Here is a 15,478-nt window from a genome sequence, read left to right as displayed (position 1 = left end):
TTGGATGACAAAGTTTTACGATGCTTGGGCCAAGGTTCTTACATGATCTAAAACCTCTCCGATGCGCAAGGAGGACAAGGCCACGTCAGCTTCCGAAATGACATTCATTTTTACCAAAAGATCTGTGCTGTTTTCCCGAAGTCCTGCAAAGATCAGTTCCGTATTGTTAGATCTTAGAATTTCTTTGACATTTTTTAAAGAGATGGCGCCGGAGGAGTCTATGGCGGGCATATTCATCAGATTCAGTACAATGATGTCCGCATCTTCCCCTTCTATTTCCAGCTTGCTGACGATAGCATGGGCAACGCCGAAGAACAAAGGACCTTCAATCGTATAGGAAGCAATTTTTTTTGAAAGACCCGTACAATCAATGTCATATTTTTTTAAATACACATCCCCCATGCGAAGAACAAAGAAGAACATGGACAACAGGGTGCCCAGGGCTACGGCTACGGTCAAATCGGTAAAGATCGTAAGCAGTGTTGTGGCAATGACAACAGTACCGGCCCGTTTGGAGGCATAGGTAATTTCCCGGGTAGCATTGTACTCAATCATTTTAATGGCTGTACCCATTAAGATTCCTCCCAATACGGCCAAAGGAATCCTTGAGGCCAACGGACCAAATTTCAGGGTGATCACAAGAAGGATAATACCATGCAAAATACCTGACAGTCTAGTCCTGCCCCCTGCATTGACGTTCACAACGGAGCGGACGATTGCTCCTGTACCGATAAGGGCACCGAATAGGGATGCTACCGTGTTGCCAATTCCTTGACCAATCAGTTCACGATTGGAATTATGTTTTGTTCTTGTTAACTCATCTACCACCAAGGATGCCAACAGGGATTCGATACAACCTAACATGGCTAGGATAAATCCTGCTCTGATGATTTCGTAGAATTGTTCCAACGGAAATTTAGGAAATGCAAATTGGGGCAACCCCTGAGGAATTTCTCCTACCAAGGCACCTGAAGGCAGAAAATATATACCTGCCATTGTACCGATGATTAGTGCTATTAAAGAGGCAGGAATTTTTCTTGTCACCAAAGGGAAAAACAACATGATGCATATCGTAATGGCTGCAAGCAGCGGATTTGTTTTAAAATATGGAATCATCTTAATGAAAATGAGGCAGCCGATACCATTTGTAAAGCCGATAATGACGGGCTGAGGAATCAGATGAATATACCTGCCGAGCTTTAATGTGCCGATGGCAATCTGGATCAGTCCCGCAACAAACATGGAGGCAAACAAGGCTTCCAGCCCAAATTTTTCATAAAGCTCAATCAATACGACGGTCATGGCGCCGGTAGGACCATTTACCTGAGCCGGTGTTCCGCCAAATAGAGTAGACAAGATGCCGGTAATAATTGCAGAATACAGCCCTGCCTTTGCACCTGCCCCCGAGGCAACGCCCAAGGCCAATGCCAAAGGGAGTGCTACAATTGCCGTCGTAAATCCCCCTAGGATATCACCCTTCAAGTTTGTGATATCATAGGCAAAGATATGACTTTTTTTTACCACACAAGACCCTTCTTTCCTATGAATTTTTATGCCGAATCTCTCTGAAAAAACGGGAATAGCAACAATATTGTATTCCTTTCAGAACAGAATTTCAAGAAAAAATTAGCAAAGAATGCTTAAAATTTAAGGGAAGAAAGGGTTTTTCAAAGAAAAACAAAGAAAAAAGGGAAAAAATCATGGAATTTCCTTTAATACAAATATTAATATTTTGTAAAAAGTATTTTTCAAAAATAAATTTACTGTTTTCAATAGATTGTGTATGATGAAGAAGGGTTTAGGGTCAACCGAATCTTTGGAGATAGCCAACAAAGGGTTGCCCCCTGGAAGGGTTTATCTGCATAGTAGGATTTGCATTTTCATGCAAAAATTACATTGGATAGAAACAACAATTTTCGACAAAAAATTGATAAATTCATAACAAAAAAGCTACACACAGAACAAATTAAATGTTATAATAGTTTGGGATATTTATAACAAAGTCTTCCGTTGGAAGATGTAAAGGAAGATTTAGTTGAAACCCATGACGGAAATTATGACTTATCCACAATTTATGAAAGTCCATTATTTTCTATGTGTTATAAAAAAACATGATGTATATAACAAAATCTTTTACCCATCATTGAAATTTCCGGAGATGGATTTTGTTAACGTACAGCATGCCATCTGTTTTTCATAAAGTTTATGCTGTTATTTTTTATATAAAGTATAAAGGAAAAAGGGGAGGTACTATGGCTAAGAACATTTTTACACAAGAAAACTTCGCAAAATTGGATGAAGTCATTGCGGAGCACAAAGGGCAAAAAGGAGCACTAATGCCGATACTGCATGAGGCACAAAAGATTTTTGGATGTGTCCCGCTGGAAGTGCAAAAAAGAATTTCAGAGGCACTCAATATGCCAATGGCAGAAATTTACGGAGTAGTTACATTCTATACGCAGTTTACCCTTGAACCAAAGGGAGACTATGTCATAGGGGTATGCTTGGGAACAGCTTGCTACGTAAAAGGTGCTCAAAAGATCATTGACAAGATTAAGGAACTGGCCAAAGTGGAGGTCGACGGAACGTCCGCTGACGGAAAGTTTTCATTAGTAGCGACAAGATGCATCGGGGCATGCGGCCTTGCACCGGTATTGACAGTGAATGAAGATGTATACGGCAGACTTGTTGAATCCGATGTTCCGGGCATATTGGCAAAATACTAAGAAATCATCGTGTGTTTACCCTTTACGGACATTCTTAGGAAAACGGTTATTTCCAATCCACTTTTAAAACGGGAGGGATTTGTTCATGAAATCTATTGAGGAATTAGCGAAAATTCGTGAAGAAGCGTTGAAGAAAGTTGATATAAGACATGACAGAGAAGGAACAAGAATCGTTGTAGGTATGGCAACTTGCGGTATTTCTGCAGGGGCAAGACCAGTGTTAATGGCATTGGTGGAAGAGGTAAAGAAAAGAAATTTGCAAGATGTTATTGTTAGTCAGACAGGATGCATCGGTGTATGTAGGCTTGAGCCCATCGTTGAAGTTTACAGCCCAGGTCAGGAAAAAGTAACTTATGTGGAAATGACGGCTGAAAAAGCAAAAAGAATCGTTGCCGAGCATATTGTAAACGGAAAAGTTGTTGATGAATATACCATTGGCACAGCGAAGTAATCGATACAATTCATTTTGTGAGGAGGTAAGCAAATGGAATTATATAGATCACATGTCCTAATCTGTGGTGGTACGGGATGTACTTCTTCAGGTTCTAAGAGCATAGAAGAGGCCTTCAATGAAGCTTTAGCAAAACACAATTTAACAAAGGAAGTAAAATTAGTTCGAACAGGATGTTTTGGCCTTTGCGAAGCAGGCCCCATTGTTATCGTATATCCGGAAGGAGCGTTTTACAGCCGCATTACGGTGGAAGATGTTGCTAGAATTACAGAAGAACATTTATTAAAGGGAAGAATCGTTACCGATTTATTGTTTAAAGAAGCAGTTGCAGAAGATCAAATTCGCTCCATCAATGAAGTAGATTTCTATAAGAAGCAGCAAAGAGTTGCATTGAGAAACTGTGGTGTAATCGACCCTGAAGATATTACAGAGTATATTGCTTTCGACGGATACAAAGCCTTAGCAAAAGCTTTAACAGAAATGACAAGGGAAGAAGTTATTGAGACCATTAAGAAATCAGGCCTTCGCGGTCGTGGAGGCGGTGGATTCCCCACAGGATTGAAGTGGGAATTCACTTATAAGGCCCAAGGAGATCAAAAATATGTAGCATGTAATGCTGACGAGGGAGACCCAGGTGCTTTCATGGATAGATCCGTACTAGAAGGAGACCCCCATGCGGTGATCGAAGCCATGGCTATCGCCGGTTATGCAGTAGGTGCAAACCAAGGATATGTTTATGTAAGAGCAGAGTATCCCATTGCCGTGCACAGATTGCAAATTGCCATTGATCAAGCAAGGGAATACGGTTTGTTAGGGAAAAACATCTTTGGCACAGGTTTCGACTTCGATTTGGAAATTCGACTGGGCGCAGGGGCCTTCGTATGTGGAGAGGAAACAGCATTATTAAATTCCATTGAGGGCAAGAGAGGTATGCCAAGACCAAGACCTCCATTCCCGGCTGTAAAAGGATTATGGGAAAAGCCCACATTGTTAAATAACGTGGAAACTTATGCCAATGTACCACAAATCATCTTAAACGGTGCAGAATGGTTTGCAAGCATCGGAACAGAAAAATCAAAAGGAACAAAGGTATTTGCACTAGGAGGAAAAATCAACAATACAGGACTTTTGGAAATCCCGATGGGAACTACTTTAAGAGAAGTAATCTTCGAAATTGGCGGCGGGATTCCAAACGGCAAGCAGTTTAAAGCGGTTCAAACCGGTGGACCATCCGGCGGATGTATTCCTGCAGAATATCTGGATACACCGATTGATTATGACAACTTAATTGCCCTTGGTTCTATGATGGGCTCTGGCGGTATGATTGTTATGGACGAGGACAACTGTATGGTGGATATTGCAAGATTCTTCCTTGACTTTACTGTAGACGAGTCCTGCGGAAAGTGCCCGCCATGTAGAATCGGTACAAAGAGAATGCTGGAGTTATTAGACAAGATTACGGAAGGTAAGGGAGAAGCGGGAGACATCGAAAAACTGGAAAGATTGGCAGAAAACATCAAGTCTTCATCCCTGTGCGGATTGGGTCAAACAGCTCCAAACCCGGTATTATCTACACTAAGATACTTCAGACATGAATATGAGGCCCATGTAAATGAAAAGAGATGTCCTGCGGGTGTATGCCAAGGCTTGCTAAGCTACTTCATCACGGATGCTTGTAAGGGATGTACACTGTGTACAAAGGCATGTCCGGTAAATGCCATCTCCGGAGAGAAAAAGGGATTACACGTCATTGATAGAGAGAAATGCGTGAAGTGCGGTGCTTGCTTGGATAAGTGTCCATTCAAGGCTATCATCAAGAAATAACGGATCGGTCTTCGATTTTAGTAGAAAAGGAGCGTGTAGCAGTGGAAAAAGTAACTTTAACCATTGATAATATAAAAGTTGAAGTGCCGAAAGACTATACGATTCTTCAAGCGGCAAAGTCTGTAGGTATCAATATTCCTACCCTGTGCTATATGAAGGATGTAAATGAAGTTGGCGCTTGTAGAGTATGTCTCGTAGAAATCCAGGGAGCAAGAGGATTGCAGGCTTCCTGTGTGCATCCTGTAGCAGAAGGTATGGTTGTTAAGACAAATACAAAGAAAGTAAGGGATGCAAGAAAAGCAACGGTAGAATTAATCCTTTCCAACCACAACAGAGAGTGCTTAACTTGCTTTAGAAATAGAAACTGTGAGCTGCAAACACTGGCTGAAGAGTTAAATATCGGAGAAATTCCGTTCGAAGGCGAAAAAACAGTGGCTCCCATAGACAGCCAATCCCATTCTATCGTAAGGGATCCAAGCAAGTGCATCCTTTGCGGAAGATGTGTGAATGTATGTAAGAAGGTGCAAGACATCGGTATTTTAGAGTTCAACAACAGAGGATTCAAGACAACGGTAGGACCTGCTTTTGAAGTAAGCATGGCAGATGCGCCATGTATCTACTGCGGACAATGTATTGTTGCTTGTCCTGTGGCAGCATTAAGGGAAAAAGAAGATATCGAGAGAGTATGGGATGCCATCGAGAATCCAAATATGCATGTTGTTGTGCAAACAGCTCCTGCGGTAAGAGCAGCCCTGGGAGAAGAGTTCGGCTTACCCATTGGTACAAGGGTTACGGGCAAAATGGTAGCTGCATTGAAGAGACTTGGATTTGACAAGGTATATGATACAAACTTCGCTGCCGACTTAACCATCATGGAAGAAGGTCATGAATTATTAGACAGACTGCAAAATGGCGGCAAGCTGCCAATGATCACATCTTGCTCACCAGGTTGGATCAGATTCTGCGAATTCTACTATCCGGAATTCCTAGACAATTTGTCAACTTGCAAATCACCGCATCAAATGATGGGTGCAATAATTAAGTCTTACTATGCACAAAAGAATAATCTGGATCCAAAGAATATCTTTGTCGTTTCCATCATGCCATGTACTTCTAAGAAGACAGAATCTGCCAGACCTGAAATGAAAGGTACAGGATACAGAGATGTAGATGCCGTGCTGACGACAAGAGAATTGGCGAAGATGATCAAGCAGGCAAGAATCGACTTCCTAAAATTAGAAGACGAGAACTTTGATGAAGACTATCTGGGAGATTATACCGGTGCAGGGGTTATCTTTGGTGCTACCGGTGGTGTTATGGAAGCTGCATTAAGGACGGTAGCTGACGTGTTGGAAGGCAAAGAATTAGAAAACATTGAATACACTGCCGTGAGAGGTACCGAAGGAATTAAGGAAGCAGCATTGACCCTTGGCGGTAAGACAGTGAAAGTTGCGGTAGCCCATGGTACGGCGATGGCCAAGAAATTATTAGACATGGTAAAGGCCGGAGAAAAAGAATATCATTTTATTGAGGTAATGGGCTGCAGCGGCGGATGTGTATGTGGTGGCGGACAACCGCAAATCGATGCCCAAACATTAATGGATATGGATGTAAGGGTAGAAAGAGCAAAAGCCCTTTATGAAGAAGATGAATTATTGACAATTCGAAAATCCCACAAAAACCCGCAAGTGATTAAGCTGTATGAAGAGTTCTTGGGCAAACCAAACAGCCATAAGGCCCATGAATTGCTCCATACGCACTATACGGCAAGGGAAAAATTCCCTATCAATAAAAATGTTGCGTGCGGATGTGCCCATGCAGAGGCTGCAGCAGCTTGCGATCATAAATAATAACAATAAGCGTAGATGAATGATTCATCTACGCTTTCGTTTTGTAGACAAACCCTTGAGATTTGGCTTCCTGCTCAGACCTGCGCCCCTTTTCTAAATGAAAAATAACAAAGGCTTCCGTAGGAAGATGGAAAGGAAGACTTTGTTGAAACCCATGACGGAAATTGTGGTTTATCTACAATTTAGGAAAGGACATAATTTCCTATTGGATTATAAGGAAAAAAAGCGGCTTGCTGATTGGCGACGAAGCCTAAATCTCAAGGGTTCTTACTTATTCCATTACTTTTTTTACAGACTGGCTTGTTTTATTCTGATCTGTATAAACACATTTGTGAATACATTAACGTTGCAAAAGATGAGAAAAAAGGGTAAAATAGAATTAGAATCTGACGGATGGATTTTATTCATCCGGAGGATGGCGATGCATAAACTAATTGCAAGGATTATTCTGAGCAAAAGGTGAGAGGGTGATAACAGTGAGAAAAATACAACTTTCCTTACCTTTGGGAAAGTTTTTTTGTTTTTGCAGTTTTAAGAAGGGAGAAGATTGGGAAGATGGAAAAAAGAATCGGCGTTGTAGCCATTATCGTGGAGGATAAGGATAATGTAGAACAAGTCAACAGACTTTTAAGCAACTATGGGGAGATTATTGTGGGGAGAATGGGAATACCTTACAAAGAAAAAAATTTGAGTGTCATTTCGATTATTGTTGACGGCACTACCGACGAGATTGGTGCATTGACAGGAAAATTGGGAAGATTAAAAGGCGTTACGGTAAAAAGTGCATTGACGCAGAAATAAATAAAAATGGGAGGAAATGAAATGGATACTTATCAAATTATCTGTGAAGATAGAATTTATGAACTGTTGGAAGAAGGAAAAAAAGCTACGAAGGAAGAGGTGCTTGAGATTATTGAGAAGGCAAGGGATTGTTACGGTCTAAGCTTGGAAGAGGCTGCAACCCTGCTGCAGGTAGAAGATGATGAAGTTATGGAAAAATTATTTGATGCGGCACGCTATATCAAAGACAGAATCTACGGCAATCGCATCGTCATCTTTGCACCTCTTTATACCAGCAATGAATGTACCAACAACTGTTTATACTGCGGCTTCCGTGCAGCCAATCAACGACTTCACAGAAGAACCTTAAGTGTAGAGGAAATTGTTCATGAAGCCCAAGCTATTGAAAAACAAGGACATAAAAGAATTCTTTTGGTCTGTGGAGAAGACCCGAAAAAGACCCATATCGACCACATTGTGGACGCCGTCAAGGCAATTTACCAAGGGGCAGATATCCGACGAATCAACGTAAATGCAGCTCCTATGTCCGTAGAAGATTTCAAAAAGTTGAAGCGTGCAGGGATCGGAACCTATCAAATATTCCAAGAAACTTACCACAGAGAAACCTATGGCAAGATGCATCCATCCGGTTCAAAAGCAGATTATGATTATCGCTTGACGGCAATTGAGAGGGCCTTTGAGGCGGGGATCGATGATTTTGGCATTGGTGTCCTCTTGGGATTGTATGATTATAAGTTTGATGTGCTGGCCACCTTGATGCATTCCCAGTATATGGATGCCCGTTACAATGTGGGACCCCATACCATATCGATTCCGAGACTAAGGCCGGCTCTGGATTCAGCGCTAAAGGAAACGCCTTACCCTGTATCCGATAAGGATTTGAAAAAGATTGTGGCTGTATACCGCCTGACGGTACCCTATACAGGAATCATTCTGTCAACCCGGGAGAGGGCAGAACTAAGGGATGAACTGCTCAACTTAGGCGTTTCTCAAATATCTGCCGGATCAAAAACCAATCCAGGGGGCTATGAGGAAGATGACAGGGAAGCAACCCAGTTTGAAACCAGTGATGAGCGCTCCCTAGATGAAATGCTTCAGGTAATCTGCGAGCAGGGACATCTTCCCAGCTTCTGCACAGCTTGCTATCGGGCCAATCGAACAGGAGAGGCCTTTATGGAATTGGCAAAGGATGCTCACATCCATGAATTCTGCCAGCCCAATGCCATCTTGACCTTCAAGGAAAATCTGGTGCACTACGGCTCAGAGGCCACGAGGGCCAAGGGAGAGAAGATGATTGCCGAAGAATTGGAGAAAATTGAAGATGAGAAGATTAAAAAAGAGACCATAGAGCGGCTCAAGCGGATTGAAAAGGGAGAGAGAGACTTATATTTTTAATAATGAGGCACGAACGCTATGAAAATTTGAATATGGAGGAATACAATGGAGCGTAAGGACATAAAGCATTATCTGATCATGGCAGGTTCTACCAATCATATGCTGAGGGGAGATAAGCTGCTGAAGGATGAGGGTATTGAAACAGCCCTTGTACCGGCGCCCTCAGAATACGGTTCTGTTTGTGCAATTGCCATTAAAGTAAAGGCGGAAGATCGGCAAAGAGCAGAAAATCTGCTTTTAGAAAATAATATAACCATTCAAGGCATTTATCCCGATATTCCCAAAAAACTTTCAGGACTGGTAGCCAAATTGATGGATTCTGTCATATCCGACGAATTTATCGCAGTACTCAAGAAAGTGGAAGAGGGAGAAGAGCTGACCTTTGAAGACATCGTACTGCTGTTGAAGACCGAGAGGAAGGCGGAGATGGATGCTTTGTTTGCCACTGCCGACAGGATGAGGCAGGAGATTATTGGGGATGTGGTAGATATACGGGGTGCCATTGAGTTCTCCAATATTTGCAGAAAGGATTGCAAATACTGCGGCATCAGAAAGACCCTTCCGGAATTGGAACGATACAGGATGACAGAGGATGAAATCATGGAGATTGTCCACGAGCTTCATCGGATGGGCCTTCAGACCGTCATTCTTCAATCGGGGGAGGATTTGTGGTGGACACCGGATAAAATCGTAGCCCTGATTCAACGGATCAAAGCAGAAACGGGCATGCGTATTACTTTAAGTATAGGAGAAAGACCAAGGGAAGAGTACGCGCTGTATAAGGAGGCAGGGGCCAACAATTTCCTTTTAAAAATTGAGACGACCAATCGGGAGATTTTTGAATTCATCCATCCCGATGATGACTATGATCACCGGATACAATGTTCCCAGTGGCTTAGGGAGTTGGGGTATATCAATGGTTCCGGCAGCATTATCGGATTGCCCGGGCAAAGGCCGGAGGATATTGCCAGGGATATTTTGTTTTTTAAGGATATGGGAATTAACATGATTGGCATCGGGCCTTTCCTGCCTGCCAAAGGAACTCCCTTTGAAAAATATCCTCCCGGAAGCGTAGACATGACCTTAAAGGCTGTAGCTGTGACGAGGATTGTTTGCAAAAGAGTATTCCTGCCGGCAACTACTGCCTTGGCCTCCTTGGACCCCGATGGACAGACGAAGGCATTAAAGGCGGGAGCCAACACCATTATGCTGATTAATACACCGGCAAAATACCGGTATAATTATCAAATCTACAGCCATAAAAACATGATTGATCTAAAGGCTGCCATAAAAGCCATAAAGGAAGCAGGAAGAAAACTGCCGCCGTACTTGAAAGTAAATGTGGAGGGATTGGAAGATGCAGGATACGCCGAGAAGTAATCGTCTTCATATTGCAATTTTTGGAAAGAGAAATGCAGGAAAGTCAAGTTTGATCAATGCCTTGACAAAACAGGACATTGCCTTGGTTTCTGATGTGGCGGGGACAACCACAGACCCCGTTTATAAGGCCATGGAAATTTTGCCCATAGGACCTGTGGTAATTATCGATACGGCAGGGATTGACGATGAAGGGGCTCTAGGAGAATTGCGGATTAAAAAAACTTATAAGGTGCTAAACAAAACAGAACTGGCAGTTTTAGTAGTAACGGCGAAAGAAGGGATCACCGAATTTGATCGTGAGATTATTGCAAGGGTGCGAGAGAAAAAAATCCCTTTGGTGGGTGTTGTCAACAAGATAGATGTGGAAGATGTAGATGCATCCCTTCTGGAGGAATGGCAAAAAACATATCATATTCCCTTTGTGAAAGTAAGTGCATTCAAAGGCGAAGGAATTGAGGAATTAAAACAACTGATGATTGACAATGCCAATTTGGAGAAGCAGGAGAAGGTGATCGTAGGGGATTTCATAGAACCAAATGATCTGGTAGTTTTGGTAACTCCTATCGATAAGGCTGCACCCAAGGGAAGAATGATCCTTCCCCAGCAGCAAACCATCCGAGATGTTATTGATCATGGGGCCATTGCCGTTGTCACAAGGGAAACGGAACTGAAAGAGACCCTAAGAAGCCTAGGAAAGAAGCCGAGGATCGTCATTACCGATTCCCAGGCCTTTGCCAAGGTCAATGAGGATACGCCGAGGGATATTGCATTGACATCCTTTTCTATCCTTTTTGCCCGCTACAAGGGGGATCTGGAGGAATTGGTGATGGGAGCCAAAAAGATAAGGGATTTGAAGCCCGGCGACCATGTGCTGATCTGCGAAGGATGTACCCATCACAGACAAGAGGGGGATATTGGCAAGGATAAGATTCCTAAATGGCTTGAAGGAATGGTCGGGGGAAAACTCAATTTTGAGTGGGCCTCCGGAACCTATTACCCAGAGCCGGAAGAGATGAAAAAGTTTGATCTAATCATCCACTGTGGGGGATGCATGTTGAATCCCAAGGAAATGGAGTTTCGGATAAACCAGGCCATTTATAACCAAACGCCCATCGTAAACTACGGGGTATTGATCGGGTATATTACGGGTGTATTGGAAAGGGCACTGGAGCCATTTCCGGAAATAAGGCAGATGTTTTTGGAAGATTAAAAAATCTTGTCGAAACAGCAGATACATCAATATTGACATTGGCAAGAAAAATAATGTATTTTCATAATAGAGGACAGTCAAAAGTTATGACTGTCCTTTACTCAAGAATAACGGGTTGGTTCTTTTGTATTTTGAGTAAATTGCGTGGTGTACTCAGCATGAGGGCGTGTTTGTTGTTTAAATTGCCGGATTTTTCATCTCGTAGAGCACAATATGCATGATCACATATTGCAGGTGTCAACAATGAATCTACTTAGAAGAAAGCAGTGGTACCAAATTTTCTGCGTATCCTATAAAGAGCCCTAATAGCAATAAAGTAAGAATGAATGCCATTTCTGGTGTGATTTCAGTATTTTTCAATTTTCCGATGACATCTATTCCCTTCTGCATTTTCTTGTGGGCATTATGTTTTTCCATTCTTCTTCTTGCGGTTTTGTAATCAATGATAACAGCCATACAATGATCACCCCTTGATTATTATTTTTGATTACATAGATTCTTTTTCAGAGGCAAATCTATAAACGATGTTTTTAAATTTTATATTTTTATTTTTGATAAAAGCAATGATGGATGTTCCACCATAGCCTCCTATGATTCCTCCCATCACAGCAAAGGTCAAGGCAAATAATACTTTCTTCGGGTCATTAAAACCAAAAGGGGCTAACATGCCGGGGATAGGAGACGCTGTCCCCGGTGCATTATTTATAATTTTAAAATAGGCCGCTGCTATGCCTGCCAGTCCTCCCCCAATGAAGTCAGAAAAATATATGGGGAGGGGATGTTTGGTAACAATGTCTGCTTGTGTCAATGGTTCAAGCATAACGGCAATGATATTTCCCTTATCTCCAAATTTTAATCGTTTAAATACAATGCCGTTGGTAAAAGCACCGCCAAAGCTCGCAATTGCAGATATTCCCATGGCTAATCCCTGCAATCCCAGCATAGCTGTCAATGCCATGGAACTTAAGGGCGATGTACAAATGACTTTTATAATTCCTCCCAGCAAAAATCCCATCATATAAGGAGATTGTTCTGCAGCTGCTGTAATCATATTTCCTATAGCAAAGAGTGTCTGATCTACCAGTGGGGCAGCTCCGGAAGCGATACCTCTAGCAAGGGGAGCGATCAGCAGAGCTCCTGCAATTGTATCTAATCCTTTTGGAAGTTTTCTTTCAATGATGTTTCCAATCAAGCCCACCATATATCCTGCCACAAATCCGGGCAATATGCCAAGATTCCCTAATGCTGCTCCGGCGACAACTGCATATACAGGATTGATTCCCATATTGATGGAAACAAGAATAGCTGCTATTGGCCCTCCCATATTTCCTGAAGCCTTTCCTACGTTGCCTAAGAATTGAATATGAAATAAATCTCCGCTGATATATTTGTGTATGGCTTCTACTAAAAAAGTTGCTACAGCAGCACCTGCAAGACCGGTCATTGCCTTATCTCCTTTTGGTGCTTTCAAACTAAATCCTGAAAATAGGATTAATACAAAAACCAGTAGTCCTACTCCTTGAAAAATTTCTATCATTTCCATCCCTCCATATTTTTTAATATAGGTATTTTTTTCTATGCAGATATAAAAGGACAGGGGGTAGAAAAGCACGACAAAATCATGCTTTTCTACCCCCTGTCCTTTTATCTGAAAGCTTCCTCGCAAACATGCAAGTTACTTCTTCGATGACCTATGGCAATAGGTTCTCTCCAGGGTTGTGTCCAACTATTGTATGACAACCTGAAAGTTTCAAAACAGGCCAAAAGCACAACCCATTTCTTGCTTCTACGGTCATCCGTTTTTACGAATATCTCCAATAGTTTTCATCCACATATATGTTGTTTTTCCATATTTATTGTATTCCATAAATAGTAAAAAATCAATTCTATTTTTTTATGATTTTTTATATATCATTCAAATTCTTTATTTATAAAATGTATGATGACCTGTCCCGGGGAGCGATGAAATGCTAAAGCATTTTTATTTGGAAAAGCGGCGCAGGTCTGAGCAGGAAGCCAAATCTCAAGGGTTTGTCTACAAGCTAATGCCTTCTCCTGATGGAGAAGGCACTGATCTTATAACACATAGGAAATTATGTACTTTCATAAATTGTGGATAAGTCATAATTTCCTTCATGTGTTTCAACAAAGTCTTCCTTTAAATCTTCCAACGGAAGACTTTGTTATTATATGAATCTATGCAACTTGATCAATTTTCACTTCCATGGGAAGAAGTAATTTGACATTTTTTCACACTGCCATCCTTTGATAAAGTCGCTACAAATCGAAAATACAAAATACCCTTTTTCTGATCCCTATATTCTATGGTATCTTTGACACTGATTTCATTTCCAAATCTAGACACTGTCAAAAAACTATCATAACCTTCCCTGAAACGGGCTGCCTCTCTATGGAAAGGTTCTTTCAAGGTCATTCCGATGACGTGAAAAGCATATTCAACAGATTTTTTATAATAGAATTCTTTTTCTGCAGCACTCAGCTTGATCGTCTGAATATATATTTTGGTCACAACAATGCCGGATAGAAACAATAGCAGAAGAATACCTAATAGCAAATACTTCTTTTTCCCATGCATTTTATTCACCATGGTTACAATCATTCCTTTCAATATACTTGAAGCACAAACAAGAATAAACCCTTTATTCTTGAGTTAAATTTATTATCATTTATGAAAATTTCATCAAGAAATATGACAGAAAAGCTTTAAATTCACTATATTACCTTTTATCCTATGTCCATTTTCCTACGGAAGAGCTAATAAAAATTACTGTAGATATTGCCATTGCCTTAATGCATGATACATTGCAGGCAAAATTCAGATATCATTTTAACTGCTACTTTTAGAACTTTGATCATACCGGCAAAAAAGAATTTATACCTTAAAGAGCATTGCTTTGTTTCTTTAGTGATCAATATTTTTGCCTTATTAGGGAAAAATAAAAATTTTAAGCATTCCCTTAGGATCTTAAGTTTTGCACTTTTTTTAAAAAGCGTTGATTTCAAGCCATTTGCTATAAAAATAAAAATCTAGCATTTTCAACAGCTTTATTAAAAAGTGCAAAACTATAGTTAGGATATATGCTCTACACAAAAGAGAAAAGCAGGTTGCAAATGGCACATCAGAGATGATTGACTGTATCATGGACTACCTAAAATATTTTCAAGTCATTCTTTTATGTAGTTGCTGATACTTCAAAGGTATCATACCGCGTACGGTAAAAAATATGAAAATCTAGAATTAATTGCTGCTGTATGCCGTGACACAGCTTTATTAAACTCACCGCCAGACCCTTCGGGAAAAAATTCCCAGATAATAAAGGGACAAATGGCAAGTCGTATTCACGTGGAATTCATTTTAAATAGTTTCATAAATTTCCTCGAAGGTGGCAAAATATATTCCACAATAAAAGAATCTGCCAAATGCTACTTACAAGAAAAGAAGACGGCTTAGTCAAATTTGTAAGCTGATGTCTTTAAAATCTACCTGACTATTATATGTGCATGTTAAATAAAAACTCCCTAACTATCAATATCCCGTTCATATCTTTTCTGTCTATTATGCTATTATATCACTGATTATACAATAGTGTACCATATATTTGAGTATTTGTAAAATAACACCTTTAATAATTTAATAAATCAACTTTCGCACAAAGTTGATATGCGATGAATATTGAAAAATCAATAGTTTTTGGCAATAAAAAAGTCCAAGAAGCCCCCTCTCTGTGATATAATAGAAGTGACAAAACCCCATTAAAATCAACGGTTGGGAGGTTCTTGAACATGTCTATTGTATCACAGAAGATGAAAGCAGAAAATA

General features: G+C 40.8%; 13 protein-coding genes and 1 riboswitch. Of the genes, 8 read left to right on the top strand and 5 right to left on the bottom strand.

From position 1 onward, the window contains the following. Positions 1-15: 15 nt before the first annotated feature. Complete coding sequence (locus AN619_RS02100; protein ID WP_068554625.1) at positions 16-1,524, bottom strand: SulP family inorganic anion transporter; 1,509 nt, start codon at positions 1,522-1,524, stop codon at positions 16-18. Positions 1,525-2,252: 728 nt separating this feature from the next. Here AN619_RS02100 and AN619_RS02095 point away from each other — a divergent pair. From AN619_RS02095 to hydF, 8 genes are all read left to right on the top strand, one after another. Next, positions 2,253-2,726, top strand: a complete 474-nt coding sequence (locus AN619_RS02095; RefSeq protein ID WP_068554623.1) for an NADH-quinone oxidoreductase subunit NuoE family protein — start codon at positions 2,253-2,255, stop codon at positions 2,724-2,726. A gap of 85 nt (positions 2,727-2,811) precedes the next feature. Continuing rightward, positions 2,812-3,177 carry a (2Fe-2S) ferredoxin domain-containing protein gene (locus AN619_RS02090; protein WP_068554621.1) on the top strand — a complete coding sequence of 122 codons (366 nt, stop codon included), beginning with the start codon at positions 2,812-2,814 and terminating at the stop codon, positions 3,175-3,177. A gap of 33 nt (positions 3,178-3,210) precedes the next feature. After that, on the top strand, positions 3,211-5,001 hold the full coding sequence (gene nuoF, locus AN619_RS02085; RefSeq protein WP_068554619.1) for an NADH-quinone oxidoreductase subunit NuoF: 1,791 nt from the start codon (positions 3,211-3,213) through the stop codon (positions 4,999-5,001). 41 nt (positions 5,002-5,042) lie between these two features. Next, positions 5,043-6,851, top strand: coding sequence for an NADH-dependent [FeFe] hydrogenase, group A6 (locus AN619_RS02080; protein ID WP_068554617.1), 1,809 nt, complete (start codon positions 5,043-5,045; stop codon positions 6,849-6,851). A 555-nt stretch (positions 6,852-7,406) separates the two neighbouring features. Then, positions 7,407-7,652 carry a TM1266 family iron-only hydrogenase system putative regulator gene (locus tag AN619_RS02070; RefSeq protein ID WP_068554614.1) on the top strand — a complete coding sequence of 82 codons (246 nt, stop codon included), beginning with the start codon at positions 7,407-7,409 and terminating at the stop codon, positions 7,650-7,652. Positions 7,653-7,673: 21 nt separating this feature from the next. Then, positions 7,674-9,047 (top strand): [FeFe] hydrogenase H-cluster radical SAM maturase HydG, encoded by a 1,374-nt coding sequence (gene hydG, locus AN619_RS02065; protein ID WP_068554612.1) that lies wholly within the window; start codon positions 7,674-7,676, stop codon positions 9,045-9,047. A 45-nt stretch (positions 9,048-9,092) separates the two neighbouring features. Further along, complete coding sequence (gene hydE / locus AN619_RS02060; protein ID WP_198153213.1) at positions 9,093-10,427, top strand: [FeFe] hydrogenase H-cluster radical SAM maturase HydE; 1,335 nt, start codon at positions 9,093-9,095, stop codon at positions 10,425-10,427. Continuing rightward, entirely contained in the window at positions 10,405-11,637 is a 1,233-nt protein-coding gene (gene hydF / locus AN619_RS02055) for a [FeFe] hydrogenase H-cluster maturation GTPase HydF (protein WP_068554610.1), read from the top strand. The genes hydE and hydF overlap by 23 nt, the downstream gene beginning before the upstream one ends. A gap of 249 nt (positions 11,638-11,886) precedes the next feature. Here hydF and AN619_RS02050 read toward each other — a convergent pair whose 3' ends face one another. The 4 genes from AN619_RS02050 to AN619_RS16200 form a co-directional block, all read right to left on the bottom strand. After that, positions 11,887-12,093, bottom strand: a complete 207-nt coding sequence (locus AN619_RS02050) for a hypothetical protein (RefSeq protein ID WP_068554608.1) — start codon at positions 12,091-12,093, stop codon at positions 11,887-11,889. Positions 12,094-12,124: 31 nt separating this feature from the next. Then, a complete protein-coding gene (locus AN619_RS02045) occupies positions 12,125-13,174 on the bottom strand; it encodes a PTS sugar transporter subunit IIC (RefSeq protein ID WP_330382006.1) in 1,050 nt (349 codons plus the stop codon). An 89-nt stretch (positions 13,175-13,263) separates the two neighbouring features. Beyond that, a riboswitch (glycine riboswitch) is annotated at positions 13,264-13,361 on the bottom strand. Between the two features lie 485 nt (positions 13,362-13,846). After that, positions 13,847-14,245, bottom strand: a complete 399-nt coding sequence (locus AN619_RS02040; RefSeq protein ID WP_157064877.1) for a hypothetical protein — start codon at positions 14,243-14,245, stop codon at positions 13,847-13,849. 1,036 nt (positions 14,246-15,281) lie between these two features. After that, positions 15,282-15,478 (bottom strand): hypothetical protein (locus tag AN619_RS16200; protein WP_207644248.1); only part of this gene is annotated, 197 nt, incomplete at its 5' end.

The organism is Thermotalea metallivorans (genome assembly GCF_001562415.1).
Classification (GTDB): Bacteria; Bacillota; Clostridia; order Peptostreptococcales; family Thermotaleaceae; genus Thermotalea; species Thermotalea metallivorans.
The sequence above is the reverse complement of the archived record's forward strand: the minus strand, read 5'-3'. Positions and strand labels throughout refer to the sequence as shown.